Genomic DNA, 26,127 nt, shown 5'->3' on the forward strand with positions numbered 1-26,127 from the left:
ATTATCCGCGCAAATCGGGCGGCGTCGATTCGGTGATCAACTGCTCGACGATCTCGTCGATCGCCACCGTGGAGGTGCGGGTATCGCCGAGTTTGCGGACCGAAACCGTGCGCTCCTCGACCTCTTTCATCCCGATCGCGAAGATATAGGGGACCTTGCCGAGCGAGTGCTCGCGGACCTTGTAGTTGATCTTCTCGTTGCGGGTGTCGGCCTCGGCGCGGATACCGGCGGCGCGCAGCTTCGACGTCACTTCCAGCACGTAGTCGTCGGCGTCCGAGACGATCGACGCCACGACCACCTGACGCGGCGCGAGCCAGAGCGGCATCTTGCCGGCGAAGTTCTCGATCAGCATGCCGATGAAGCGTTCGAACGAGCCGAGCACCGCGCGGTGCAGCATCACGGGACGGTGGCGCTCGCCATCGGAGCCCACGAATTCCGCATCCAGCCGCTCGGGCAGGTTGGTGTCGACCTGCAGCGTGCCGCATTGCCAGTCGCGCCCGATCGCGTCGGTGAGCACGAATTCCAGCTTCGGCCCGTAGAACGCGCCTTCGCCTTCGAAGATCTCGTAATCGTAACCGGCGGCCTTGCAGGCATTGCCGAGCGCGGCTTCCGTGTAATCCCAGCTCTCATCGCTACCGATGCGCTTCTCGGGGCGCGTCGAGAGCTTGATGCGCCAGTCGGTGAAGCCGAGATCGTCATAGATCCCCGAAAGGAACTTGATGAACTTCTCGGTTTCCACCTCGATCTGATCCTCGGTGCAGAAGATATGCGCGTCGTCCTGCGTGAAGCCGCGCACGCGCATGATCCCGTGCAGCGCGCCCGAGGGTTCGTAGCGCGCGCAGGAGCCGAACTCGGCCATGCGGAGCGGCAGGTCGCGATAGGATTTGACGCCCTGATTGAAGATCTGCACGTGGCAGGGGCAGTTCATCGGCTTGAGCGCGTTGACCGTCTTCTCGCGCGCATGATCCTCGTCGACTTCGACGATGAACATGTTCTCCTGATAGTTCTCCCAGTGGCCCGAGGCTTCCCAGAGCTTGCGGTTCACCACCTGCGGCGTGTTCACTTCGACATAACCGTCATCGCGCTGCTTGCGGCGCATGTAGTCCTGCAGCGCGGTGTAGATGGTCCAGCCGTTCGGGTGCCAGAAGATCTGGCCCGGCGCCTCTTCCTGCATGTGGAACAGGTCCATCTCGCGGCCGAGCTTGCGGTGGTCGCGCTTGGCGGCCTCCTCCATCATCGTGACCCAGGCGTTGAGGTCCTTCTTGGTCTTGAAGGCCACGCCATAGATGCGCTGCAGCATCGGACGGCTGGAATCGCCCAGCCAATAGGCGCCCGCGACATGGGTCAGCTTGAACGCATCCGCCGGAACCTGACCGGTATGCTGCAGGTGCGGGCCGCGGCAGAGATCCTGCCAGTTGCCGTGCCAATACATCCGGATGTCCTCGCCTTGCGGGATCCGGTTGATCAGCTCGACCTTGTAGGGCTCTTCCGTCGCCAGATAGTGGTCGATCGCGTGTTTGCGGCTCCAGACCTCGGTCTTGATGGCGTCGCGCGCGTTGATGATTTCGCGCATCTTCTTCTCGATCGCGCCGAGGTCTTCGGGCGTGAAGGGCTCTTCGCGGTCGAAGTCGTAGAACCAGCCATTGTCGCGGACCGGGCCGATCGTGACCTTCACGCCGGGATAGAGCTCCTGCACGGCGCGGGCCATGATATGGGCGAGGTCGTGGCGGATCAGCTCCAGCGCGGGGCCGTCATCCTGCATCGTGTTGATGGCGACCTGCGCGTCTTCCTGGATCGGCCATTGCAGATCCCAATGCGCGCCATTGACCTGCGCGGAGATCGCTTTCTTCGCCAGCGACGGTGCGATCGAGGCGGCCACTTCGGCCGGCGTCACGCCCGCGTCGTAGTCGCGCGAATTGCCATCGGGAAAGGTGAGGGAGATCTGGGACATGTCGTCCTCCTCGTCGGTTTGGCGCCCACGGAACGCCCGGTTGCGGGATATATGCTTCCCGAGCCTTTTGCGCGGCTCGCGCGCGGCTGTCAATGGCTTGGGGCTGGGGGAGGTGTCGCAGGGGGCTCTGCCCCCGCGCTGACGCGCTCCCCCGGGAAATTTCGGCCAAGCCGAAGCTGAAAGCGTTGTGCGCGTTCGTGTTGGCAAAAATATCCCGGGGGTGAGGTGCGCAGCACCGAGGGGGCAGCGCCCCCTTGGCTATGGGCCACGAAAAAGGCGCCGCTCGGGCGCCTCTCGCTTACATCTTGTTGAGCTTGCTCTGCAGATCGGCGAGCTGTTTCTTGATCGAGTCCAACTCGCCGCGATCATCGCCGTCATCGGGCGCGGGGCCGGACGAGCCTGCCGTGCCCCAGCCGGCCATCATGTTCTGCAAGAAGGCCTGTTGCTGCGCCTGCAGCGCCTCGAAGCCCGGCATCGAGGCCATGGGATTCGGCATCTTGTTCATATTCTCGAGCATATGCGAGTGCCCCTCGCGCAGCATCTCGAAGCTGGCTGCGAGGAATTGCGGCACCACCGATTGCGCAGCCCCCGTATAGGAGCGCACCAGATCGGTCAGCACATCGACCGGCAGGACATTCTCGCCGCGGCTTTCGTGCTCGGCCACGATCTGCAGCAGATATTGCCGCGTCAGGTCGTCGCCCGATTTCAGATCGACAATCTGCACCTCGCGCCCGTCGCGGATGAATTTCGCGATGTCTTCGAGCGTCACGTAATCGCTGGTCTCGGTGTTGTAGAGACGGCGGCTGGCGTAACGCTTGATCAGCAAGGGCTTTTCGTCTTCGGCCATGTGATGCGATCCTCCCCGGATTGTGCTTGTGCAGCGATTGTGTGACGCCGCGCTGCCAAAAGCAATAAAAGAAAAAGGGCGCGCCACGAGGGCGCGCCCGAGATACGCGAGGCCGACTGGGAGGAGGAAGCCGGTGCCCGCGGTGAATTCTTACTTCGCAGCCGCCGTGGCTTTCTTCGTCGCAGCGGTCATGTCGGCGGTCGCCTTCTTGACGTTTGCGGAGGCTTCTTCCGACATGTCCTTGCCGGCAGCCATCATCAGTTCGACGGTGTCCATCTGAACCTTTTTCGCGATTTCAGCGAAAGCGGCCATGTTTTCGGCAGCCATCTCGGCCGAAGCCGACGCGAAGTCGCTCATCGCCTTGGCGTAATCGGCGGGCTCTTCCTTGGTTTTGGTCAGGTCGCCCATCTTGTCGATGGTGCCCTTGGTCCATTTGGTCGAGATTTCGGTCGACTTGCCGGCAGCTTCAAGCGCCACCTGCGACATCTTCTCGCCCAGAGCCGCTTGCGATTTGAAAGCGTCTTGGAATTTCGAGGTGTCGACGGGGAAGGACGCCATCATGTCCTGCATGATCTTGGTGTAGTCTTGGGTCTTAGCCATGTGAGTGCTCCGTTGGGTTGGGGCCCGTGGTCTGGAACGTTGGCGGGGCCCTTTGGGTTACGCAACGTATATACATGCTGCGGCGCAGCATTTCAAGAGAAGAATTGCTGCGCCGCAGAAATTTTCAACCCGAGCGGGAAAGTTATATCTTAACCATCTCTTTGACATAAGTGCCGGGCGCATCGGCCAAAACCGGGTGCTCCGCGTCACCGGGCTGGCGTGCGGGCACCATCGCGCCGGACTTCTTGGCCAGCCATTCGCCCCAACGCGGCCACCAGCTTCCCTCGTGGAACTCCGCCTGCGCTTTCCACTCGTTGGGATTCGCGACCGGCGCCTCAGAGGTGTAGTGGCCATATTTCTTCTTGCTGGGCGGGTTCACGATCCCGGCGATATGGCCCGATTGCGACAGGATGAAGGTCTTGTCCTTCGATCCCATCTTCGCGACCCCGTTGAACGAGGCGACCCAGGGCGCGATGTGATCGGTCTCGCAGGCGATCGCCATCAGCGGCACGTTCACGTCCGAGACCTTGACCGTCTCTCCCAGCACCTCGAACCCGTCGCGTGCGAAGCGATCCTTCTGGCAGAGCCCGCGCAGATACTCGACCGCCATCTTGCCCGGCAGGTTCGTCGAGTCGCCGTTCCAGAACAGCAGATCGAAGGCGGGCGGGGATTCCCCCATCATGTAGCTGCGGATCGCGGGTCGGTAGATCAGATCGTTCGAGCGCAGGTAGGAGAAGGTGCGCGACATGAAGTAGCTGTCGAGCACGCCGTCGGCCTTGCATTGCCGCTCGATCCCGTCGACGAAATCGTCCTGCAGGAAGACCGCGAATTCGCCCTGGTCCGAGAAGTCGGTGAGCGTGGTGAAGAAGGTGGCCGAGTTGATCGACTTGTCCTTGCGCTTGTTCAGCAGGCCCAGCGTCAGCGAGAGCGTGGTGCCCGCGATGCAATAGCCGACCGCGTTGACCTTCTTCTCGCCGGTGATCTTCTTCACCTCGTCGATCGCGGTCAGATAGCCCTCCTGCACGTAGTCATCCATGCCGACATCGGCATAGCTCTGATCGGGGTTCTTCCAGCTGACCACGAAGAGGGTGAAGCCCTGATCGACGATCCAGCGGATCAGCGAGTTCTGCGGCTTCAGGTCCATGATGTAGAAGCGGTTGATCCAGGGCGGGAAGATCACCAGCGGGGTCTTGTGAACCTTTTCGGTGGTCGGCGTGTACTGGATCAGCTCGAACAGGCGGTTGCGATAGACCACCGCGCCCTCGGCGGTGCCGATATTCTCGCCCACGGTGAAGGCGTCCTTGTCGGCCAGCGTCACCAGCAGGTCGCCGCGGTTCGCTTCGATGTCGCGCACGAGGTTCTCGAGCCCTTTCACGAGGCTCTCGCCCTCGGTCTCGATCGCCTTCTCCAGCGCGTCGGGGTTGGTGGCGAGGAAATTCGTGGGCGCCATCAGGTCGATGATCTGGCGCGAGAAGTAGTTCAGTCGCTGACGGTCCACCGGGTCGAGATCGTCGAGCTTGTCGACCGCCTCTTTCACGCCTTTGGCCGCGATCAGATACTGCTGTTTGATGTAGTTGAAATAGGGGTGGCTGTCCCAGAGCGGATTGGCGAAGCGCGGGTCGGACGGGCCGGGATCTTCCGGTGGGCGGAACGCGCCCTTGGCGAGCGCCTCCTGCGCTTCGAGGTAATGCTTCATCGCCTGACCCCAGTAATTCACCTGGGCTTCGAGGATTTTCGACGGCTTTTCGAGCCACTCGTTCATCATGGCTGCGGAGGACGTCATGTAGAGATCGGCGCCGGGGCCTTCGAGGGCCGGGTTCATCGGTCGCTTATGCGCGATCGCATCGACCATGCGCTCGGTCAGTTCTTCGATGCGGGCCAGATTGTCCTGCATTTTCTGCGACGCAGCGATTTTGTCCGTCTCCTCGGTTGTCATAAATGATATTCCTCCCTATCCTCTGCACCAGCATAATATCGCCGCAGTCTTGGGGTAAAGCGGCGTTTCCATTGCCGAGTGAGTGCGTGGCCCGCCCCGAGGAGTTGTATATGAAAACGATCATGTCCTACGACCTGATGGAGACCTTCAGGAACACGAACGAGTGGATGGGCGCCTCGGCGCGCGCCATGGCGTCCTACCCGGTCTGGGGGCTCGCCCCGCATCCGATGTTCAAGATCATGTCGGCCTGGGGCCGGGTGACGGAGCGTTCGTTCGCACGGATGGTGATCAAGCCCGATTGGGGCATCCATTCGATCGCGGCCGAGGACGGGCGCGATCACCTCGTCGAGGTCGAGACCGTGCTCGACAAGCCCTTCGGCAGCCTCGTGCATTTCAACGTCCACGGCCGCGAGCCGATGGAGCGCCGCATCCTGCTGGTGGCGCCGATGTCGGGCCATTACGCGACGCTGCTGCGTTCGACCGTGGCCTCGCTGCTGCCCGATGCGGACGTATGGGTGACCGATTGGCATAATGCGCGCGACATCCCCGTCTCTGAGGGCAAGTTCGATATCGAGGACTACACCCTCTACCTTGTCGATTTCATGAAGAAGATGGGCCCTGACTGCAACGTGATCGCCGTGTGTCAGCCGGCACCGCTCGCGCTGGCCGCCACTGCCTATCTGGCCGCTGAAGACCCGGCTGCGCAGCCGCGCACGCTGACCCTGATCGGCGGGCCGATCGATCCCGACGCGAAGGCGACCGAGGTTACCGATTTCGGGCGCCGCGTCACGATGGGCCAGCTCGAGCAGATGGTGATCCAGCGCGTCGGCTTCAAATACAAGGGCGCGGGCCGTCTGGTCTATCCGGGCCTGATGCAGCTCGCCTCGTTCATCTCGATGAACATGGACAAGCACGCGCAGGCCTTCCAGGAAAAGATCTGGAGCGAGGCGCAGGGCGAAGGCTCCGAGCATGACAAGCATTACCGCTTCTACGACGAGTATCTCGCGGTGATGGATATGACGGCGGAGTTCTACCTCTCGACGGTGGAGCGCATCTTCAAGGGCCTCGAGATCGCCCAGAACCGCTTCGAGGTCGGCGGCAAGATGGTCGATATCTCGAAGATCACCAAGGTCGCGGTGAAAACCGTGGAGGGCGAGAAGGACGATATCTCCGCCCCCGGTCAATGCGTCGCCGCCCTCGATCTGTGCTCGGGCGTGCCGGATTCGATGAAACAGCAACACCTCGAGCCCGGGGCAGGCCATTACGGCATCTTCGCAGGGTCGCATTGGCGCAACAACATCCGCCCGCTGGTCCTCGATTTTATCGACGAGAACGCCGACAACCCGGCGCCCGGGAAGGGGAAACCTGCGACGGTCACGCCGATCCGCAAGAAGAAGGTGAAGACGGCCGAGGCGGGGTGAGGCTTCGACCTTCGCGAAATTGAAAACGCCGCTCCGAGGGGGCGGCGTTTTTCCTTAGAGAATGAATGGAGACGGTTAAGTCTTCCTTCGATTTGCCTCGAACTTGTCCCAGACATGCATGCGGCCTTTTTGTCGAGCATCGGCCAGAAACATTTTTCGACGCGCATCGCTGTGTTCGAGGTTTCGGTATTTGCCCTTGGAAAATTTTGGCCAATCAATAGCTAATCCCAATTTTACCATTTCGGCGGAGAGATCGCGCCCATCGGGCAAGTAGCAGCGCGCAACCGTTCTACCATGACGATCGGTTTCCGTCACCTCGGCGCGAATGGTGTGCCCCTTGCACAATGTATGGAGAGCCCATTTCGCTTTCTTTCCATAAGGGTGATTAAGCTCAGGCGCGTCGATGCCGAAGAGACGGATTTGGGTCCGATTGATTTTAATCGTATCGCCGTCGGTGATGTAGGCGCCGCCCGTGATCACGATGGGCTCAGCGAGATGCTTGGATGTCGATACGTCGAAGTGACTGGGCCGTTTCGCAGCTATCTGTGTAACTGAGGAGCGCTTTGGGGTCTCTCTTGACGCGGGGTGGCGTTTGCCGCTCTCCTCCTTATTTCTTGCCCAAACGACAAAAAGAAATAGCGCGAAAAAAATCGCCGCTAAGATAAATTCACCCATACCCAACCCTTCAACGCATGAAAGCTCGCCAATGCAAACCGCCCACGGTCGAGATGTTACGTTAGGTTAAGGAGTCTGGCAACTTTGCTTAAATTGCGACAGCAGGTGCGCGATAATCGAATACTTCTTTCCCGCTATTAGCCTCACGCCAGCAATAACGGCGCCTCCAGCCAGTCGCGCAGGCCTTGGGTGATCTTCTCGGGCTGCTCCAGCGGGCTCAGGTGGCCTGCGCCGAGGATCAGGCGGAATTCGGCGTGGGGCATCAGCTCGGCGAGGAATTCGTGGCGGCGCGGCGGGCAGATCTTGTCGTATTCGCCGCACATCAGCAGCGCGCGGGTTTTCGTGGCGCGCAGCGTGCGTTGCAAGTCGGGGCGGCGCATCAGGGCGCGCGATTGCGCTTCGAACGTGTCGGCGCCCAAGCCTGCCGCCATCTCCAGCATCATCGCCTGAATTTCCGCACGACCGGGATCGGGGGCGAGGCTTTCGGCGGGGATCTCTTCCAGCATCATCTCGTCGAGCCGCCCGGTGAGCGCCTTCACGATCCGGGTCTCGCGCGCGGCGGCGATCTGCGGCATCTCGGGCAGGGGGGAGACGTCGAGCAGCGCGACCTGGCTCACGCGGTCGGGAGCGCGGCGCAGGATCTCGATTGCGACCACCGCGCCCAGCCAATGCCCGACCAGCGCGAATTGCGGCGGGGCCTCGTCCAGCACCCTCTGCGCCATGTCTTCGATGGTCGCGCCACGCAGCCGCGCCACCATTACCGAGCGCTCGGAAGACAGCTCTTGCAGCGGGTGCCAGAACAGCCGTGCGTCGCACATGAATCCGGGTAGAAAGACCAGCGGGTCGCTTGGCATCGCTCGAAACCTCAATCGCGGCGCGTTTTCGCGCTTCTCGCGTCGAGTGTGCCGCAAGGGCCGAGGTCAAGCAAATCGAAATGCCGCAAGCAGCGGATCACAGCCGGGCCAGCACCTCCGACAGCGCGGTCTCGATCAGCGCGAGGCAGTCCGGGTCCGAGAAACGGTGATCGGCGCCTTTGACCAGGGTCAGGCGCATGTCCTCGCCCTCGGCATGCTCCAGCAGCCGGATCGCGGTCTCGGTGCTGACGGCCTCGTCGGCGGTGCCTTGCAAGAAGCGCGTGGGGAAGGGCAGCGCCAGCGGGCTGCGCAGCACCAGCCGCTCGCGGCCCTCGTTGATCAGGCGGCGCGTGATGACATAGGGCTCGCCGTAATCCGAGGGAATGGCGATGGAGCCTTCGCTTTCCAGCTTGTGCCGGGTTTCCTTGTCGAAGCTCGCCCAATAGCCGTCTTCGGTGAAATCGGGGGCGGCGGCGATGGTGACGAGGCCTGCGACTTTCTCGGGATGTTCGCGCGCCATCAGGAGCGAGATCCAGCCGCCCATCGAGGAGCCCACGAGGATCTGCGGGCCTTCGGTCTTGGCCATGATCACGTCGCGCGCATCCTCGAACCAGTCGCCGATGGCGCCGTCCTCGAACGCGCCGTCCGAGACACCGTGGCCGGAATAGTCGAAGCGCAGGAAGGCGCGGCCTTCGCGCTTCGCCCAATCCTCGAGCGCCAGCGCTTTCGTGCCTTCCATGTCGGATTTGAACCCGCCGAGGAACACCACGCCCGGCCCTTTGCCTGGCGTCAGGTTATAGGCGATGCGGCGGCCTTCTTGGGTCTCGAAATACTCGGTCATCTGCGCTCCCTGCGATCTGTTCGCGCCCAGCCTATCGGGCGGCGCGGGTGGCCTCAACCTGTCCGCTTGCGCTCAGTGCGCGGGCTTTTCCTTGCCGGTGACGGCGCGGTAGATCGGCTGGATGATCCGGGTGACGACCGGGATCAGGACGAGCCCGTAGATCAGACCGAAGATGCCGTCGAAGAACGCGGTGACGGCCCAGCTGACGAAGCCTTCGGCGGTGCCCGCCGCATGGGCTGCGGCCTCGGCCTGATGGTGGATCCAGTCGTAGGGCGCGTGCCAGCCGAGCTCTGCCAGACCGTGCAGCACGATATTGCCGCCGACCCAGATCATCGCGGCGGTGCCGACGATCATCAGCAATTGCATCAATCTGGGCATCACATGCACGATGCCACGCCCGAGTGCGCGCGTAGGTCCGAGCTTGCCATTCTCGGCCAGCCAGAGCCCCGCATCATCGGCTTTCACGATCAGAGCGACCGAGCCATAGACCACCACCGTCACGCCGATGCCGATGATTGCAAGCGCGATCGCCTCCATCCAGATCGGCTGGCCCGAGGGCAGGGCGGCGAGGCCGATCGTCATGATCTCGGCGGAGAGGATGAAATCGGTCTTCACCGCGGATTTGACGCGCTTTTCCTCGAGATGGTCAGCGGTTTCTGCGGCGACATGGCCCTCGGCATCGGGCTCATGCGGTTTGAACAGGTGATAGACCTTCTCCGCGCCTTCGAAACATAGGTAGGATCCGCCCAGCATCAGCAAGGGTGTGATCAGCCACGGCGCGAAGGCAGACAGCAGCAGGGCCGCTGGCAGCAGGAAGATCAGCTTGTTCTTGATCGAGCCGAGCGCGATTTTCCCGACGATCGGCAATTCGCGGGCGGGCTTGAAGCCGTGGACATATTTCGGCGTCACGGCGGCATCGTCGATCAGCGCGCCGGCTGCCTTGGAGCCCGCCTTGGCCGCCTGACCTGCCGCGTCGTCGATCGAGGTCGCCGCCACCTTGGCGATCCCCGCCACGTCATCCAGCAATGCCAGCAAGCCACTCATCGCAAACCCTTTCCCAATCACGCCCGCGTGAGCCTAGGGCGCGTCTCCCCAAGCCACAAGTGCGAAGACTTGTTCCCGAATTCTTTCCGTCCCGACATGAAAAAGGCGCCCGAAGGCGCCTTGATCGGAATGGTTTGAAAGGCTTACAGCCCCAGCTTCTGCGCGACGATCTGGTTGACCGCCTTTGGGTTGGCCTTGCCGCCCGAGGCCTTGATGACCTGACCGACGAACCAGCCAGCCAGCTTGGGGTTGGCCTTGGCCTTCTCGACCTGATCGGGATTGGCGGCAATCACCTCGTCCACGGCGGCCTCGATGGCGCCGGTATCGGTGACCTGAATCATGCCGCGCTCTTCCACGATCTTCTCGGGGTCGCCGCCCTCAGTATAGACGATCTCGAAGAGGTCCTTCGCGATCTTGCCCGAGATCTTGTCGGATTTGATCAGCCGGATGATCGCACCAAGCTGCGCGGCATCGACCGGGCTCGACGAGATGTCGTGGTCTTCCTTCTTCAGGCGACCGAACAGCTCGTTGATGACCCAGTTCGCGGCGAGCTTGCCGTCACCGGCCTCGGCCACCACGGCCTCGAAGTAATCCGCGTTCTCGACCTCTGCGGTCAGCACCGAGGCGTCATATTCCGACAGGCCCAGCTCCTTGACGAAGCGCGCCTTCTTCTCGTCCGGCAGCTCCGGCATGGACGCGCCGATATCGTCGACCCAAGCCTGCTCGATTTCCAGCGGCAGCAGGTCGGGGCAGGGGAAGTAGCGGTAATCATGCGCTTCTTCCTTCGAACGCATCGAGCGCGTCTCGCCCTTGTCGGGATCGTAGAGGCGGGTTTCCTGCACCACTTCGCCGCCGTCTTCGACGATGGCGATCTGGCGACGCGCCTCGTATTCGATCGCCTGCTGAATGAAGCGCATCGAGTTCATGTTCTTGATCTCGCAGCGCGTGCCGAGATGGCTGAAATCCTGCGTTTCCTGATATTTCTCGTAAGCGCCCGGTTTGCAGATCGAGACGTTGACGTCGGCGCGCAGGTTGCCGTTTTGCATGTTGCCGTCGCAGGTGCCCAGATAACGCAGGATCTGGCGCAGCTTGCCGACATAGGCGGCCGCTTCCTCGGGGCCGCGGATGTCGGGGCGCGAGACGATTTCCATCAGCGCGACGCCGGTGCGGTTGAGGTCCACGAAGGACATATGCGGGTCCATGTCGTGGATCGACTTGCCCGCATCCTGCTCGAGGTGGATGCGCTCGATCCGGACCTTGCGGGCGACGCCCGGGCCCATGTCGACGATGATTTCGCCCTCGCCCACGATGGGGTGGTAGAGCTGGCTGATCTGGTAGCCCTGCGGCAGGTCCGGGTAGAAATAGTTCTTCCGGTCGAAGGCCGAGCGCAGGTTGATATCGGCTTTGAGGCCCAGCCCGGTGCGCACGGCTTGCGCCACGCAGAACTCGTTGATCACCGGCAGCATCCCCGGCATCGCCGCGTCCACGAAGGCCACGTTCGAGTTCGGCTCTGCGCCGAACTTGGTCGAGGCGCCCGAGAACAGCTTGGCTTTCGAGGCCACCTGCGCGTGGACTTCAAGCCCGATCACCAGCTCCCAATCCGATTTGGCACCGGCAATGACCTTGGGTTCGGGGGCTTGGAATTCGAGATGGTCGAGCATGTCCACATCCTGTCAGTAAAGGCTTGGGCAAGCTTCTAGGACAGGGCAGGGGCGGGAGCAAGAGGGCGACCGCCCCGGATTGGGGATCAGACCACCGGCACCCCATAGGATTCGAAAATCGCGCTGAGCCGGTCGAGCGGCGGCGTGGCCTCTCGTGGCAGGTAGGCGCGACGCCCGTCGCGCAGCGTGACCATGCATTCGTCGCCCGCAAGCTTGCGCCGCCGCAGCCGCGCCGAGTCGATCTGCGCAAGCGGGAACGTGCCCAATTGCCGCCCGTTGCGATAGACCTCCATTCGCGCAGGCGTGATCCGCAGCAGCCCCGAGCGGTTGCGCATCAGCTTGTACAAAGTGAGGGCGAGATAGATCCACGCGGCGACATGAATCCAGGTCGTCGCAGTCAGTTTCATTGCGCCGTAAAGCAGCGCCATCCCGAAGGCGAGGGCGAGATAGCCTCCCGCCCGTCGGGCCTGGTGTCGGTATTCAAATTCATTGTCGTCCATGGTCGAGCCCATCCGCGAAATTGCGTAACGCCCGCAAGGCGCGGGCGTCCGCGTTTCGTAGCTCGCGAACCCGGCACGGATGGGCCGAAAATACGGCCAATCCGTGGTGAGATGGGTGGGCCCAAGGGCGCTGAGCGGAAATTAGCTCAACAGACGCTGCGTCATCTCCGACAGGTCGCGGCTGAGGCCCGGCTGGGCGGCGATCCGTTCCAGCTCGCCGCGCATCTCCTCGCGCCGACCTTCGTCATAGCGCGTCCACGTCTCGAAAGCGGTGGACATGCGGGCGGCGACCTGCGGATTGACCGGATCGAGCTTCAGGAGCCAGTCGGCATAGAAGCGATAGCTCGCCCCGTCCGCGCGGTGGAAGCCCGCGTGATTGCCCGACAGCCCAGCCATCAGCGCGCGGAAGCGGTTCGGTGTCTTCCACGTGAAGAGCGGATCGTCGGTCAGCGCCTCGGCGCGCTCCAGCGCCATTTCGGGCGGGCAATTGGCCAGCTGGACGAGGAACCACTTGTCCATCACCAGCCGGTCGCCCTGCCAGCGGTCGCGGAATTCGGCCATGGCCGCGGCGTCCTGCCCGGTCTGCACCAGTGCTGCGAGCGCGCCGAGGCTTTCGGTCATGTTCTCGGCCGAGGCGAAAAGCGCCCCCGCCCGAGCCCCACCGTCGATACGGTTCAGAAGCCGCAGGACCGCAAGGCGCAGCGCACGCGGACCGGCCTGCTCGGGATCGGAGCTATAGGGGCCCGTCGCTTCGGTGCTGGTGAAGATTTCGGCCAGAAGCGTCTTATGCGCAGTAGCCAGATCGCGGGCGAGCCCTTCGCGCGCCGCGTAGATCGCCGCGGGATCGGGCGTCTCGCCCTGATCGTAGAGCGCCTGCGCGATGCTGTCCTCGGAGGGCAGGTTCAGGCACAGTGCACGGAAGGCCGGATCGGCGGTCTCGTCGCGCAGGAGCGCCCCGATCGCATCGGAGAAGGACGCGTCGGTTTCCTGTCCCAGCACCCGGCCGATCAGCACTTTCTGGGCCAGCGCGCGGCCGGCTTCCCAGCGGTTGAACGGGTCGCGGTCGTGGGTCAGCAGGAAGGCCAGCTCGGACGTGTCGACGTCGCGCTCCAGCCGCACGGGGGCGGAAAAGTCGCGCAGGATCGAGGGCACGGGGCGCGTCGCGAGCCCGTCGAATGTGAAGCTCTGTTTCGCCTCGGTCATCTCCAGCACGGTGGAGGGCAGGACCTCGTCGCCATTCTCGGACAGAAGGCCGACTTCGATCGGGATGTGGCGCGGAAGCTTCTCCGACTGGCCGGGAGTGGGGCGCGTTTCCTGTTCGAATTCAAGCGTGTACGTGCCGTCCTTGAAGCTGTCGCGCACCCGCAGGGTCGGCGTGCCCGCATCGGTATACCAGCGCTTGAACTGGCTCAGATCGCGGCCCGAGCTGTCCTCGAAGACCTTCAGCCAGTCTTCGATCGTGCAGGCCTGCCCGTCATGGCGCTCGAAATAGAGATCCAGCGCGGCGCGGTAGCCCTCTGCGCCCAGCAAGCGGTGCAGCATGCCCACGATCTCGGCGCCCTTCTCATAGACGGTCGCGGTGTAGAAGTTGTTGATCTCGCGGTAATGATCGGGGCGCGGTGGGTGCGAGAGCGGGCCGCGATCCTCGCGGAACTGTCGTCCGCGCAGCGAGAGGACATCGTCGATCCGCTTCGTCGCATGGCCGCGCATGTCGCCGGTGAACTGCTGGTCGCGATAGACTGTCAGCCCCTCTTTCAGGCACAGCTGGAACCAGTCGCGACAGGTGATCCGGTTGCCGGTCCAGTTGTGGAAATACTCATGGGCGATGATACCCTCGATACGCTCGTAATCGGCGTCTGTCGCGGTCTCGGGCGAGGCGAGAACCCATTTGGAGTTGAAAATGTTCAACCCCTTGTTCTCCATCGCGCCCATATTGAAGTCATCGACGGCGACGATGTTGAAAATGTCCAAGTCGTATTCGCGCCCATAGGCCTCTTCGTCCCAGCGCATCGAACGGTGGAGCGCCTGCAGGGCGAAGTCGCAGCGGTCCTCGTCGCCCGGACGGACCCAGATATTCGTCGCGACCTCGCGGCCCGACATCGTGGTGAATGTACCCGAATGTGCGCGCAGATCGCCCGCGACCAGCGCGAAGAGATAGGCGGGCTTGGGCCACGGATCGACCCATTCGGCATAGCCCTCGCGGCTCTCGACGAGATCGCCATTCGCCAGCAGCACCGGCTGGTCGCCGGTGATCGTGACGTGGAAGCGCGCCATCACATCGGGGCGGTCCGGGTAGTAGGTGATCTTGCGGAAGCCCTCGGCCTCGCATTGCGTGCAATACATGCCGTTGGACATATAAAGCCCTTCGAGTGCGGTATTCTTCGACGGTGCGATCCGCGTGACGGTTTCCAGCGTGAAGGCCTGAGACGGCAGAACATGCGCCGGGATCGTCAGGCCCGTCTTGCTAAGTTCGTAGTCGTCCGGCGTCAGCGCGCGCCCGTCCACTGCGACCGAGACAAGCTCCAGATCTTCGCCATCGAGTTCCAGCGCGGCCGCCTCCTGCCGGGGCGAGAAGGCGAGACGCGCGCGCACCTCGGTCGCGTCCGGGTCGAGCGTGAAATCAAGCCGCACGGTCTCGAGGGTGAAGGGGTAGGGGCGGTAGTCGCTCAGGCGCTTGGCAGGGGCGTCGGCAGCCGTCAGTTCAGCGGACATTCTAACGATATTCCTAATTAACTTCGGGTTATTTCAGGTGGCGCGCGCCCGAGCGAAAGCAAGTTCGCCTTTGCGTGAGCAGCACCTCTGATGTTCGGCGGGCGCGACCCGGTCTTGGCGTCGCTGTCCCGCAGCTGGCGGAACAGTATCTGCCCCGCTCGGGGTTTTCAAAGCGGTTTCGCGGACTGCTCTGAGAGACGCGTGGCAGGCCGGGCGAACCTGAAGCGGGTGGGTTGCGTTACCTGAGGTGAAGGGGGCGGCTTGGCGCGAGGTCGCGACCGCCCCGACATGGAATTTGGAAAGATGGAAGGAGGACATCCGATGTCCGCACCCGATACCAATATGAAGACCCAGAAGAAGAGACACGCCCCCGCCCTGATCGGGATCGCGATCGTCGCGGTGCTGGGCGTGGCGGTGATCCTGGTCTGGATCGCGATGGCCACAGATACCTCGGAGCCCGCGGCAAGCGATGCAAGTCAGGCCGAGGTCACGACGCAACCCGCGCCGGAGACCGAGGGTGTCGTGCGTTCGGAGCCGCCGGCGAAGCCGCTGGACGGGATTGGTCTGTCCACCACGCAAGCGCCCGAGACGACCGGTGTCGGCAATGTTGAAAGCAATGGCGACGCGACGGAGGCCGACCCGGTCCAGCAGTGAGCTCGGACGGGTCGCGCACGGCTGCATCGCTCCCGTTTCCGTGAGCCGCTGGCCTTTTTACGCCCTTTCACCGTCTTAGCGTCTTCCCGCCCGCGACAGGCAATCCGCTGGACATTCACGCTCAGCGGTTTCATCTAGTACGCGTCTAAGAAAACCGGGAGGGCACAATGGCACAGCGGGTCGCACGTAACGAACTGCAGGTGGCGGTCGAACTGGCCGCCTTCATCGAGGATCAGGCTTTGCCGGGGACCGGCGTCGCGCCGGAGCGCTTCTGGGAAGGGCTGTCGGACCTGCTGCATACGCAGGGGCAGAAGAACCGCGCACTTCTGGAGACGCGCGAGTCGATCCAGTCCAAGCTCGACGACTGGCACGCGCATCACCGCGCCGAAGGCTTTGATTTCGAAGATTATAAATCCTTCCTGAAAGAGATCGGCTACCTCCTGCCCGAAGGCGACGACTTCAAGATCGAGACGCCGGAAACCGATCCCGAATTCGCCACCGTCTGCGGTCCGCAGCTCGTCGTGCCGATCACCAATGCGCGCTATGCGCTCAACGCCGCGAATGCGCGCTGGGGCAGCCTTTACGACGCGCTTTACGGGACCGACGCGCTTGGCGATCTGCCGCTGGGCAAGGGCTATGACCCCGAGCGTGGCGCCCGCGTGATCGAGCGCGCGAAGGCATTTCTCGACGAGGCGGTGCCGCTTGCAGGCGGCAGCTGGACCGGCGTGACCGCGCTGCGCGTCGAGAACGGCGTCTTCTTCGTGGAGAACGCGGTGGGCGAAACCGGGCTGGCCGATCCGGCGCAGTTCCTCGGGTTCAACATTTCCGACGAGGGCGCGCTGTCCGAGGTTCTGCTGGAAAATAACGGGCTGCATCTCGTGATCGAGATCGACCCGACCACCGAGGTGGGGCAGGCCGATCCCGCCGATATCGCCGATGTCATCCTCGAGGCCGCGATCAGCACGATCATGGATTGCGAGGACTCGGTCGCCTGCGTCGATGCCGAGGACAAGGTTCAGGCCTATGGCAACTGGCTGGGCCTGATGAAAGGCGATCTGCGCGAAAACGTCGTGAAGAACGGCGAGAAGACGATCCGTCGGCTCGAAGGCGATTACCAGTTCACCGGCGGCGGCGGTGAGGTGATCACCCTAAAAGGGCGTTCGCTGATGCTGGTGCGCAATGTCGGCCACCTGATGACTACGCCCGCGATCCTGACCCGCGACGGTGAAGAGGCCTTCGAGGGCCTAATGGACGCGATGGTCACCACGCTTTGTGCGATGCATGACCTCAAGAAGACCGAAGGTCCGCGCAACTCGGTCACCGGCTCGGTCTATGTGGTGAAGCCGAAGATGCACGGCCCCGAAGAGGTCGCCTTCGCGACCGAGATCTTCGACAAAGTCGAAGAGGTTCTGGGCCTGCCGCGTTACACGGTGAAGCTGGGCATCATGGACGAGGAGCGCCGCACCTCGGTCAATCTCAAGGAATGCATCCGCGCCGCGAAGAACCGCGTGGCCTTCATCAACACGGGCTTCCTCGATCGCACGGGCGACGAGATTTACACCTCGATGCAGGCCGGTCCGATGCTCGCCAAGGGCGAGATGAAGGGCCAGCCGTGGATCGAAGCCTATGAGGATCGCAACGTCGATATCGGGCTGGCCTGCGGGCTGGCGGGCAAGGCGCAGATCGGCAAAGGCATGTGGGCGATGCCCGACCGGATGGCCGATATGCTCGAGGCCAAGGTCAATCATCCGCTCGCGGGTGCGAACTGCGCCTGGGTGCCGTCGCCGACGGCGGCCACGCTGCATGCCACGCATTACCACAAGGTCGATGTGAAGCGTCGCCAGCAGGAGATCGCCGCGATGAACCGCCCGGCGCGGCTCGACGATCTGCTGACGATCCCGCTCGCACGCGGGAAGAACTACTCGGAAGAGGAAATCCGCACCGAGATCGAGAACAACGCGCAGGGCATCCTCGGCTATGTCGTGCGCTGGGTCGATCAGGGTGTCGGCTGCTCGAAGGTGCCCGACATCCACGACGTGGGCCTGATGGAAGACCGCGCGACCTGCCGGATTTCCAGCCAGGCGATCGCGAACTGGCTCGAACATGGGCTGGTCAGCGAGGGTCAGGTGATGGAGGCGCTGCGCAAGATGGCCAAGGTCGTCGACCGCCAGAACGAGGGCGACCCGAACTACCGCCCGATGGCGCCCGGCTATGACGGCTTCGCCTTCCAGGCGGCCTGCGATCTGTGCTTCCTCGGAACGGTCCAACCCTCGGGTTATACGGAACCGGTGCTGCATCAGCGCCGCCTGCAAGTGAAGGAGGAACGCGCATGATCTCGCTCGAACAAGCGCAGAAGATGATCGACACCGCGCTCGCGCAAGGTGTGGAAGACGAACTGAAACCGCTCTCGGCGATCGTGCTGGATGCGGGCGGCCACCCGCTGGCTTTCGCGCGCGCCGATGGCGCGGCGCCGGGCCGCTTCGAGATCGCGCGCGCCAAGGCTTACGGCGCGGTGATGCTGGGCATGGGCGGCAAGGCGCAGATGGCGCGGGCCGAGGCGCAGGCCTATTTCATGGCCGCGGTGAATGGCATCTATGACGGCAAGACCTGTCCGGTGCCCGGCGGCGTGCTGATCCGCGACGAGAGCGGCGCTGTGATCGGCGCGATGGGCGTCACCGGCGATACCTCGGACAATGATGCGAAAGTGGCCGTGGCTGGGATCGAGGCTGCGGGCTTTACTGCCGAGGACTGAGCCTCTCGCAAGGTTCGATTTCGGGCGGTCCGGCAGGCGATGCCGGGCCGCCCGCGTCGTCTCTGCTCCCGCTTGGCCCCCGCTCGGGCCATTGACGCGCCCGGCTCGCTCTGGCAGGGGAGAGCGCAAATAAGGACAATGAGAATGCACCTGTTTTCCGACATCCGCGCCGCGGTGATTGCGGCACTCGATCAGATGGTTTCCGAGGGCGCGCTGCCCGAGGGGCTGGACTACGCAAACGTCGCGGTGGAGCCGCCGCGCGATCCGCTGCATGGCGACATGGCGACCAACGCCGCGATGGTGCTGGCCAAGCCCGCCAAATCGAAGCCGCGCGACATCGCCGAGACGCTGGCGGGCAAGCTGGCCGCAGATGATCGGATCGTCAGCGCCGATGTGGCCGGTCCCGGCTTCATCAACCTGCGCCTCGATCCGAAGGTCTGGGTCGATGTGACCCACGCCGTGCTGAAAGAGGGCGCGGATTACGGGCGTTCCGATCTGGGCAAGGGTGTGAAGGTCAACGTGGAATATGTCTCCGCGAACCCCACCGGCCCGATGCATGTGGGCCATACGCGCGGCGCGGTCTTCGGCGATGCGCTGGCGAGCCTGCTGGACTTCGCGGGCTACGACGTCACGCGGGAATATTACATCAACGATGGTGGCGCGCAGGTCGATGTGCTCGCCCGCTCCGCCTATGAGCGCTATCGCGAAGCCTGTGGCCTCGAGCCGGAAATCCGCGAGGGGCTTTACCCGGGCGATTACCTGATCCCGGTTGGCGAGGCGATCAAGGCCAAGTATGGCGAGAGCCTGCTCGACAAGCCCGAGGAAGACTGGCTCGAAGATATCCGCGAATTCGCGACCGAGCAGATGATGGAGATGATCCGCGGGGATCTCGCCTGTCTCGGCGTGAAGATGGATGTGTTCTCCTCCGAGAAATCGCTCTACGGCACCGGCCAGATCGAAGCGGCGCTGAAGCGGCTCGAGGATCTGGGGCTGATCTACGAAGGCGTGCTCGACCCGCCGAAGGGCAAGCTGCCCGAGGATTGGGAGGAGCGCGAGCAGACCCTGTTCCGCTCGACTGAATATGGCGATGACGTGGACCGCCCGGTGAAGAAGTCGGACGGCTCGTGGACCTATTTCGCGCCCGATATCGCCTATCACTGGACCAAGATCGACCGCGGTTACGATCTGCTGATCGACGTCTTCGGCGCCGACCATGGCGGCTATGTGAAGCGGATGAAGGCGGCCGTGGCTGCGCTCTCCAATCGCAAGGTGACGCTTGATATCAAGCTGATCCAGCTGGTGAAGCTGTTCAAGAATGGCGAGCCCTTCAAGATGTCGAAGCGCGCGGGCACGTTTGTCACGCTGCGCGACGTGGTGGAGCAGGCGGGCGCGGATGTGACCCGCTTCCACATGCTCACCCGCAAGAACGACGCGCCGCTGGATTTCGATTTCGACAAGGTGCTGGAGCAGTCCAAGGACAACCCGGTCTTCTACGTGCAATATGCCCATGCCCGGGTCTGCTCGGTGTTGCGCAAGGCGGCGGAGGCTGGCTGGGATATGTCCGATGCGCGTCTGGCCGAGGTCGATCTGTCCGGCGACTGGCATCCGTCCGAGCTGGAACTGGTCAAGAAGATCGCCGAATGGCCGCGTCTTCTGGAGATCGCGGCGCGCGCGAACGAGCCGCACCGGGTGGCTTTCTACCTCTACGATCTCGCCTCGGACCTGCACAGCCTGTGGAACCGTGGCAATGACGAGCCGGCCCTGCGCTTCCTGCAGGATGGCAATGAGGCCGCATCGGCGGCGAAAATCGCCCTCGCCCGTGCCAGCGCCGTTGTCATTTCCGCCGGTCTTGGTATTCTTGGCGTGACCCCGGCTGAAGAGATGCGATAAACGCACGCCGCCGGGAACAGGCAAATTCCGGGTTAACCGGGCAAGGCCGGGCAACCGGCGGCGAGGCGACGAGCATGACGACCTACGACTACCGCGAGAGTGGGGGTTACGGGCATGAACACCCGCAGCCCCATTACGCGCATCCCGAAGATCCCACTCCTGAACGTGCGCCACGCGTCGTATCGCGATGGGTCAATGTGGCCGGCGCGCTGACATCCGTGGCTATGATCGCGGGTCTGGTGGTCTGGGGCTACAAGCTGGCGATGCGCGACCTCAACGGCGTGCCGGTGATCCGCGCGATGGACGGGCCCGCCCGGATCGCGCCCGAAGACCCGGGCGGCGAACTTGCGCGCCATACCGGTCTTGCCGTGAACGACGTCGCTGGCACGGGGCAGGCGGCGCCTGCGCCCGAGAAAGTGACGCTCGCGCCCAGCCCGGAAGGCTTCACCGACGACGACAAGCCGATGGGCGAGCTGGCAGCTGAGGCCAAGGTGGCGAGCGATGAGGCTGACGCTGCGTCCAATCCGGCAGTCGAGGCCGCGATCGCGGCGCTCGAGCCTGCTGCGCTCAATGCCGATCCCTCTCAGGTGAAAGACGCGCCCGACATTCCCGTGAAGCCTGCGCTGATGAGCCCGGCCATGCCCGAGACACGCCCCGATGCGGTCGAGCAGGAGGCAACGCCCGAGAGCGAAGCGGTCAGTGGCGTGATCCCGGCTACGGTTCCGGGCGTCTCGCGCTCGCCGCGGCCGCAGACCAAGCCGATGCGCGATCAGCTTCTGGCGGCGGCGCTGGAGCAGGCGGTGACGAAGCAGATGTCGGCGGGACAGGCCGAAAAAGGCGTCGTTGACATCGATCCTGCGGAACTGTCCGCTGGCACGCGCCTCGTGCAGCTTGGCGCCTTCGACACTGAGTCCGCCGCCAAGGGCGAATGGGACCGCATCGCCAAGCGCTTCGACGCGCTGATGTCCGGCAAGAAGCGCGTGGTGCAGAAGGCCAGCTCCGGTGGGCGCGATTTCTATCGCCTGCGCGTCGCGGGCTTTGACGACGTGACCGAAGCGCGCCAGTTCTGTGCCGCCCTCGTGGCCGAGCGGCAGAACTGCATCCCGACGCAGGCGCGCTGATGGGCGTCGCGGCGATCTTCGGTTGCGAGGGGACCGAGCTCTCCGCGCGTGAACGCGATTTCTTCCGCGAGGCCGACCCGTGGGGCTTCATCCTGTTCTCGCGCAATATCGACACGCCCGAGCAGGTCGCCCGGCTGACCGATGCGCTGCGCGGGGCCGTGGGGCGCGATGCGCCGGTGTTGATCGATCAGGAAGGCGGGCGGGTGCAGCGGATGCGCGGTCCGCAATGGCGCGAATGGCTGCCGCCGCTGGAGCAGGCGAAGCGGGCAGGGGATGCGGCTCCGCGCTCGTTCTGGCTGCGCTCGCGGATCATGGCCGAGGAACTGCGTGCGGTCGGCATCGACGTGAACTGCGCGCCCACCTGCGATATCGCGGGGCTTCTGACCCATCCGTTCCTGCAAAACCGCTGTCTGGGCAAGGATGCGGCCACCGTGATCGCCAATGCTCGCGCCACCGCCGACGGGCTTCTAGCGGGCGGCGTGCTGCCGGTCATCAAGCATATCCCCGGCCACGGCCGTGCGATCTCCGACAGCCACAAGGACCTGCCGGTGGTCGAGGCCTCCAAGGCCGATCTGATCGCGACTGATTTCGCGCCCTTCAAGGCGCTCGCTGATCTCCCGCTGGGGATGACCGCGCATATCCGCTTCACTGCGCTAGATGACGCCCCCGCGACCCAAAGCGCGAAGATCATCAAGATGATCCGCGAGGAGATCGGCTTCGGCGGGCTGCTGATGAGCGACGATATCGGGATGGAGGCGCTGGCGGGCGGCTTCGGGACACGCACGGCTGCCGCGCTGGCCGCTGGCTGTGATCTGGTGCTCCATTGCAAGGGCGACATGCCCGCGATGGAAGAAGTGGCGATGGCCGCCCCGGCGATGAGCGAGGCGGCAAAGGCCCGCGCCGAGGCCGCGCTGGACCGGCGCCTGCCGCCCGAGACAGTTGACATGGCCGCGCTCGATGCCGAACTTGAGGCACTCTTGAGCGGCGGCATGGATGAGTGACACCGAAAATCTGTTCGACTCCCAAACGGTAGCGGATCGGCTTCAGGCCGAGGCGCTGATCGTCGATGTCGACGGGTTCGAAGGCCCGCTCGACCTTCTGCTGACGCTTTCGCGCAGCCAGAAAGTCGATCTGCGCAAGATCTCCGTGCTGCAACTGGCCGAGCAATATCTCGCCTTCGTCGACCGCGCCAAGGCGCTGCGCATCGAACTGGCCGCCGATTACCTCGTGATGGCGGCGTGGCTCGCCTTCCTGAAATCGCGCCTGCTGCTGCCGCCCGATCCGGAGGCCGAAGGCCCCTCAGCGGAAGATCTGGCCGAACATCTGGCTTTCCAGCTGGAACGCCTGCAGGCGATGCGCGAGGCGGCGGCGCAGTTGATGGCGCGCGACCGGCTGGGGCGCGACACCTTCGCGCGCGGTATCTCGGAAGAGGTCGAGCGCGTCCGCAAGGTCACCTATTCGGCCTCGCTGATGGACCTGATGCAGGCCTATGCGCGCATCCGCACGCGCGACGAATTCCGCCCCTATGCGTTCGATCGGACCAATGTCTTCACGATGGAGGAGGCGTTGGACCGGATGCGCGGGCTGATCGGTTTCGCCGGCGGCTGGTCGGAGCTGAGCACCTTCCTGCCCGACGGCTGGACGGCCGATCCCAAACGCCGACGCTCGGCCACCGCCGCGACTTTCGCGGCCTCGCTGGAGATGGCCAAGCAAGGCCAGATCGAGCTGCGCCAGAGCGATACGTTCCAACCCATTTCGATCCGGAAAAAGACATGAACGACGAGCCGGAACAGTCTGAAGAAAAAGAAGAAACCCTCTTTGCAGCGCCGCCCATCGCCGAGCAGGAGCGGATGGTCGAAGCGATCCTATTCGCCTCTGCCGAACCCGTCCGACTGCGCGAGATGGAAGAGCGGATGCCGCATGGCTGCGACCCCGCCGAGGCGCTCGTGCATCTGCGCAAGCGCTACGAGGGGCGTGGCGTGCGGGTGGTGAAGGTCGGTGACGCCTGGGCCGTGCGCACCGCGCCCGATCTCGCCTTCCTGATGCAGAAGGAGACGGTGGAGGAGCGCAAGCTGTCCCGCGCCGCCGTCGAGACGCTCGCGATCATCGCCTATCACCAGCCGGTCACCCGCGCCGAGATCGAAGAGATCCGCGGCGTCGCCGTCTCGCGCGGCACGATCGACCAGTTGCTGGAGATGGAATGGATCCGCTTCGGCCGCCGCCGGATGACGCCGGGTCGCCCGGTTACCTTCGTCGTGACGCAGGAATTCCTCGACCAGTTCAGCCTTGAGAGCGCCCGCGACCTGCCGGGCCTCAAGGAACTGCGCGCCGCCGGTCTGCTGGACTCGCGCCCCCTTCCGGGTGCAGGTTCGGAGGACGACGAGGAGGACGAGGCCCAGACCGGCCAGTCCGAATTGTTCGAGGATTGACAGGGGGATATCCGATGAACTTCAACCAGATTATCAACATGGTCATCCGGATGTTCCTGCGCCGCGGGATCAACTGGGGGATCAACAAGGGCGTCGGTATGGCCTCGAAGCGGGGCGGCAAGGGCAAGAGCGCCGGCCCGATGACGGCGCAGGAGCGCAAGCAGGCCCAGACCGCGCGCGACGCGGTGAAGCGGGCAAGGAAGGCGGCGCGGATAACGCGACGCATGTGAACGCATAGAAAAGGGCGCCGCCGGACGGGCCGAGGCACCCTTTCGCGTCTTTAGGTTTCTCACCCTCAATCGGGCGTCGGCGCATCCTTGTGGATCAGCCCCGCCGCGCGCAGGTCTTGCCAGAACTCCGCCGGAATCGGCATGTCCATCGCGGCCGCGTCGTCGATCGCCTCGTCGGGACGGCCAAGCCCCACGACCACCGCCTGCGCGACATCCGGCGCTTTCGCGAATTGCAGGGCGGCTGCGAGCAGGTTCACGCCGTGATCGAAGGCGACTTCTCTCAACCGGTCGCGCTTCTCCATACGCTCTTTCGCGATGACGCTGTTCTTGTCGCCGTAGTGGTAGCGGTGCAGCCCCGCGAGGAAGCCCGCATTCAGCGCCGAGCCGATGACGAAGCTGTTGCCGTGCTTGCGCGCCGCCGGGAAGACCGTCTCGACCGCGTGGTCGTGTTCCACCAGCGAATACTGGCTTGCCATCAGATGCAGGTCCGGATCGCTGTCTTCCATCGATTTCAGGATCGGCTCGGGCCGGTTCACGCCCATGCCCCAGGCTTTGATCACCCCTTGGTCACGCAGCTCGCTGAGCGTCGCAAAACAGCCCTCGACGGCCTCGGGCCACAGCTCCAGCCAGTCCTGCGGCAGTGCGCCGTTATCGGGCGAGAGGTCGTGCACGAAGACCTCGTCGAGACTGTCGAGTCCGGTGCGCTGCAACGTGTCCTCGATCGAGCGCAGCGTGCCATCGCGGCTGTAGTCGTAGACCTCGATATTGGGCGAGGGGGAGTAGGGCATGAGCTGCTGATTGCGATGCTGCGGCCCCGCCTTCAGCAGCCGCCCGACCTTCGAACTGAGCACGAAGCTCTCGCGCGGCTTGTGATGCAGGAACTGCCCGTAGCGGCGTTCTGCTAAGCCCAGCCCGTAATGCGGCGCCACGTCGAAATAGCGGATGCCGGCCTCCCACGCGGCGTCGAGCGTGTCCGCCGCCTGCCGGTCGGTCGTGACGCGGAACTCATTGCCAAGCGCGACGCCGCCCATGCCGATCGGGTGGGGGAGTTTGTATCTGTCGGACATGGGTCACCTTTCTGTTTTGCAGAAGGAGGCAACGTGAGCGGGGTAGTTGGGTTCCTTGGGACTACCGCCCCTGACGTCGCGCCATGAAGGCCAGCCGCTCGAACAGATGCACGTCCTGCTCGTTCTTCAGAAGCGCGCCGTGCAGCTTCGGCAGCAGGCTCGCGCCTTCGCGTTTGAGGTCTTCGGGGTTCAGATCCTCGGCCAGCAGCAGCTTCAGCCAATCGAGCACTTCGCTTGTCGAGGGTTTCTTCTTCAGACCCGGGGTCTCGCGGATCTCGTAGAACTGGCTCAGCGCCTCGGTCAGCAGGCGGTCCTTGATGTCGGGGAAGTGGACGGCGACGATTTCGCGCATCACTTCCGGCTCTGGAAAGCGGATGTAGTGGAAGAAGCAGCGGCGCAGGAAGGCGTCGGGCAGTTCCTTCTCGTTATTCGAGGTGATGATGACGACGGGGCGGTGTTTGGCCCGGATCGTCTCGCCGGTCTCGTAGACGTGGAACTCCATCTTGTCGAGCTCCTGCAGCAGGTCGTTCGGGAACTCGATATCGGCCTTGTCGACCTCGTCGATCAGCAGCACGACCTTCTCGCCCGCCTCGAAGGCCTGCCAGAGCTTGCCCTTGCGGATGTAGTTCTTCACGTCGTTGACGCGTTCGTCGCCCAGCTGGCTGTCGCGCAGCCGGCTTACAGCGTCATATTCGTAGAGCCCTTGCTGCGCCTTGGTGGTGGATTTGATGTTCCACTCGACCATCTCCATCCCGAGGCTCTGCGCCACCTGCCGCGCCAGTTCCGTCTTGCCGGTGCCCGGCTCGCCCTTCACCAGAAGGGGGCGCTCCAGCGCCACGGCGGCATTGACCGCGACGGTCAGATCGGGCGGGGCGACATAGCTGTCGGTCGATTGAAATTGCACGGGGAACACGCTCCGGTTTCGAGATCGCTGCGCAATGA

23 protein-coding genes are annotated in these 26,127 nt (G+C 63.9%); 10 read left to right on the top strand and 13 right to left on the bottom strand.

Annotation, left to right across the window (positions count from 1 at the left end; translation table 11 throughout):
* Window position 1 precedes the first annotated feature (1 nt).
* The 4 genes from thrS to phaC all read right to left on the bottom strand — a co-directional run bounded on the left by thrS (window position 2) and on the right by phaC (window position 5,334).
* A complete protein-coding gene (thrS, locus tag BMI89_RS15715) occupies window positions 2-1,951 on the bottom strand; it encodes a threonine--tRNA ligase (protein WP_078571751.1) in 1,950 nt (649 codons plus the stop codon).
* Between the two features lie 298 nt (window positions 1,952-2,249).
* A complete protein-coding gene (gene phaR / locus BMI89_RS15720; protein ID WP_078522837.1) occupies window positions 2,250-2,798 on the bottom strand; it encodes a polyhydroxyalkanoate synthesis repressor PhaR in 549 nt (182 codons plus the stop codon).
* A 150-nt stretch (window positions 2,799-2,948) separates the two neighbouring features.
* The gene (locus BMI89_RS15725) at window positions 2,949-3,398 is read right to left on the bottom strand and encodes a phasin, PhaP (protein ID WP_078542726.1); all 450 of its coding nucleotides are present in this window, start codon (window positions 3,396-3,398) and stop codon (window positions 2,949-2,951) included.
* A gap of 142 nt (window positions 3,399-3,540) precedes the next feature.
* On the bottom strand, window positions 3,541-5,334 hold the full coding sequence (gene phaC / locus BMI89_RS15730; RefSeq protein ID WP_078547449.1) for a class I poly(R)-hydroxyalkanoic acid synthase: 1,794 nt from the start codon (window positions 5,332-5,334) through the stop codon (window positions 3,541-3,543).
* A 110-nt stretch (window positions 5,335-5,444) separates the two neighbouring features.
* Here phaC and phaZ point away from each other — a divergent pair, with 110 nt between their 5' ends.
* On the top strand, window positions 5,445-6,755 hold the full coding sequence (phaZ, locus tag BMI89_RS15735; protein WP_078542728.1) for a polyhydroxyalkanoate depolymerase: 1,311 nt from the start codon (window positions 5,445-5,447) through the stop codon (window positions 6,753-6,755).
* 75 nt (window positions 6,756-6,830) lie between these two features.
* On the opposite strand, the gene BMI89_RS15740 is transcribed toward phaZ, so the two are convergent.
* The 7 genes from BMI89_RS15740 to pepN form a co-directional block, all read right to left on the bottom strand.
* On the bottom strand, window positions 6,831-7,430 hold the full coding sequence (locus BMI89_RS15740) for a thermonuclease family protein (RefSeq protein WP_078571753.1): 600 nt from the start codon (window positions 7,428-7,430) through the stop codon (window positions 6,831-6,833).
* A gap of 143 nt (window positions 7,431-7,573) precedes the next feature.
* The gene (locus tag BMI89_RS15745; RefSeq protein ID WP_078571754.1) at window positions 7,574-8,284 is read right to left on the bottom strand and encodes an alpha/beta hydrolase; all 711 of its coding nucleotides are present in this window, start codon (window positions 8,282-8,284) and stop codon (window positions 7,574-7,576) included.
* Window positions 8,285-8,381: 97 nt separating this feature from the next.
* Window positions 8,382-9,125, bottom strand: coding sequence for an alpha/beta hydrolase (locus BMI89_RS15750; protein ID WP_078571755.1), 744 nt, complete (start codon window positions 9,123-9,125; stop codon window positions 8,382-8,384).
* A 72-nt stretch (window positions 9,126-9,197) separates the two neighbouring features.
* Window positions 9,198-10,169 (bottom strand): DUF808 domain-containing protein, encoded by a 972-nt coding sequence (locus BMI89_RS15755; RefSeq protein ID WP_078522830.1) that lies wholly within the window; start codon window positions 10,167-10,169, stop codon window positions 9,198-9,200.
* A 143-nt stretch (window positions 10,170-10,312) separates the two neighbouring features.
* A complete protein-coding gene (gene gatB, locus BMI89_RS15760; protein WP_078571756.1) occupies window positions 10,313-11,830 on the bottom strand; it encodes an Asp-tRNA(Asn)/Glu-tRNA(Gln) amidotransferase subunit GatB in 1,518 nt (505 codons plus the stop codon).
* Between the two features lie 86 nt (window positions 11,831-11,916).
* Window positions 11,917-12,330 (bottom strand): hypothetical protein, encoded by a 414-nt coding sequence (locus BMI89_RS15765; protein ID WP_078571758.1) that lies wholly within the window; start codon window positions 12,328-12,330, stop codon window positions 11,917-11,919.
* Window positions 12,331-12,471: 141 nt separating this feature from the next.
* Complete coding sequence (pepN, locus tag BMI89_RS15770; RefSeq protein WP_078571759.1) at window positions 12,472-15,042, bottom strand: aminopeptidase N; 2,571 nt, start codon at window positions 15,040-15,042, stop codon at window positions 12,472-12,474.
* A 321-nt stretch (window positions 15,043-15,363) separates the two neighbouring features.
* Between pepN and BMI89_RS15775 the strand changes: the two genes are divergently transcribed.
* The 9 genes from BMI89_RS15775 to BMI89_RS15815 all read left to right on the top strand — a co-directional run bounded on the left by BMI89_RS15775 (window position 15,364) and on the right by BMI89_RS15815 (window position 24,118).
* A complete protein-coding gene (locus tag BMI89_RS15775; protein ID WP_078571761.1) occupies window positions 15,364-15,696 on the top strand; it encodes a hypothetical protein in 333 nt (110 codons plus the stop codon).
* Between the two features lie 167 nt (window positions 15,697-15,863).
* Window positions 15,864-18,029 carry a malate synthase G gene (locus tag BMI89_RS15780; protein WP_078571762.1) on the top strand — a complete coding sequence of 722 codons (2,166 nt, stop codon included), beginning with the start codon at window positions 15,864-15,866 and terminating at the stop codon, window positions 18,027-18,029.
* Window positions 18,026-18,448 (top strand): heme-binding protein, encoded by a 423-nt coding sequence (locus BMI89_RS15785; protein WP_078571764.1) that lies wholly within the window; start codon window positions 18,026-18,028, stop codon window positions 18,446-18,448. The genes BMI89_RS15780 and BMI89_RS15785 overlap by 4 nt, the downstream gene beginning before the upstream one ends.
* Before the next feature lie 144 nt (window positions 18,449-18,592).
* The gene (gene argS, locus BMI89_RS15790; RefSeq protein WP_078571765.1) at window positions 18,593-20,338 is read left to right on the top strand and encodes an arginine--tRNA ligase; all 1,746 of its coding nucleotides are present in this window, start codon (window positions 18,593-18,595) and stop codon (window positions 20,336-20,338) included.
* 74 nt (window positions 20,339-20,412) lie between these two features.
* Window positions 20,413-21,459: an SPOR domain-containing protein gene (locus BMI89_RS15795; protein WP_078571767.1), complete on the top strand. Its 1,047-nt coding sequence runs from the start codon at window positions 20,413-20,415 to the stop codon at window positions 21,457-21,459.
* Window positions 21,459-22,460, top strand: coding sequence for a glycoside hydrolase family 3 N-terminal domain-containing protein (locus tag BMI89_RS15800; RefSeq protein WP_078571768.1), 1,002 nt, complete (start codon window positions 21,459-21,461; stop codon window positions 22,458-22,460). The genes BMI89_RS15795 and BMI89_RS15800 overlap by 1 nt, the downstream gene beginning before the upstream one ends.
* Window positions 22,453-23,235 carry a ScpA family protein gene (locus BMI89_RS15805; RefSeq protein ID WP_078571770.1) on the top strand — a complete coding sequence of 261 codons (783 nt, stop codon included), beginning with the start codon at window positions 22,453-22,455 and terminating at the stop codon, window positions 23,233-23,235. Before BMI89_RS15800 ends, BMI89_RS15805 begins: the two co-directional genes overlap by 8 nt.
* Window positions 23,232-23,888, top strand: coding sequence for an SMC-Scp complex subunit ScpB (scpB, locus tag BMI89_RS15810; RefSeq protein WP_078571772.1), 657 nt, complete (start codon window positions 23,232-23,234; stop codon window positions 23,886-23,888). The genes BMI89_RS15805 and scpB overlap by 4 nt, the downstream gene beginning before the upstream one ends.
* A 14-nt stretch (window positions 23,889-23,902) precedes the next feature.
* Entirely contained in the window at window positions 23,903-24,118 is a 216-nt protein-coding gene (locus BMI89_RS15815; RefSeq protein WP_078571773.1) for a hypothetical protein, read from the top strand.
* Between the two features lie 65 nt (window positions 24,119-24,183).
* Here BMI89_RS15815 and BMI89_RS15820 read toward each other — a convergent pair whose 3' ends face one another.
* Window positions 24,184-25,185, bottom strand: a complete 1,002-nt coding sequence (locus BMI89_RS15820; protein WP_078571774.1) for an aldo/keto reductase — start codon at window positions 25,183-25,185, stop codon at window positions 24,184-24,186.
* A 61-nt stretch (window positions 25,186-25,246) separates the two neighbouring features.
* On the bottom strand, window positions 25,247-26,089 hold the full coding sequence (locus BMI89_RS15825) for a MoxR family ATPase (RefSeq protein WP_078522911.1): 843 nt from the start codon (window positions 26,087-26,089) through the stop codon (window positions 25,247-25,249).
* Window positions 26,090-26,127 lie beyond the last annotated feature (38 nt).

Origin of the sequence: Thioclava sp. F36-7 (genome assembly GCF_002020075.1) — a bacterium.
In the GTDB taxonomy this organism is placed as follows: Bacteria; Pseudomonadota; Alphaproteobacteria; order Rhodobacterales; family Rhodobacteraceae; genus Thioclava; species Thioclava sediminum.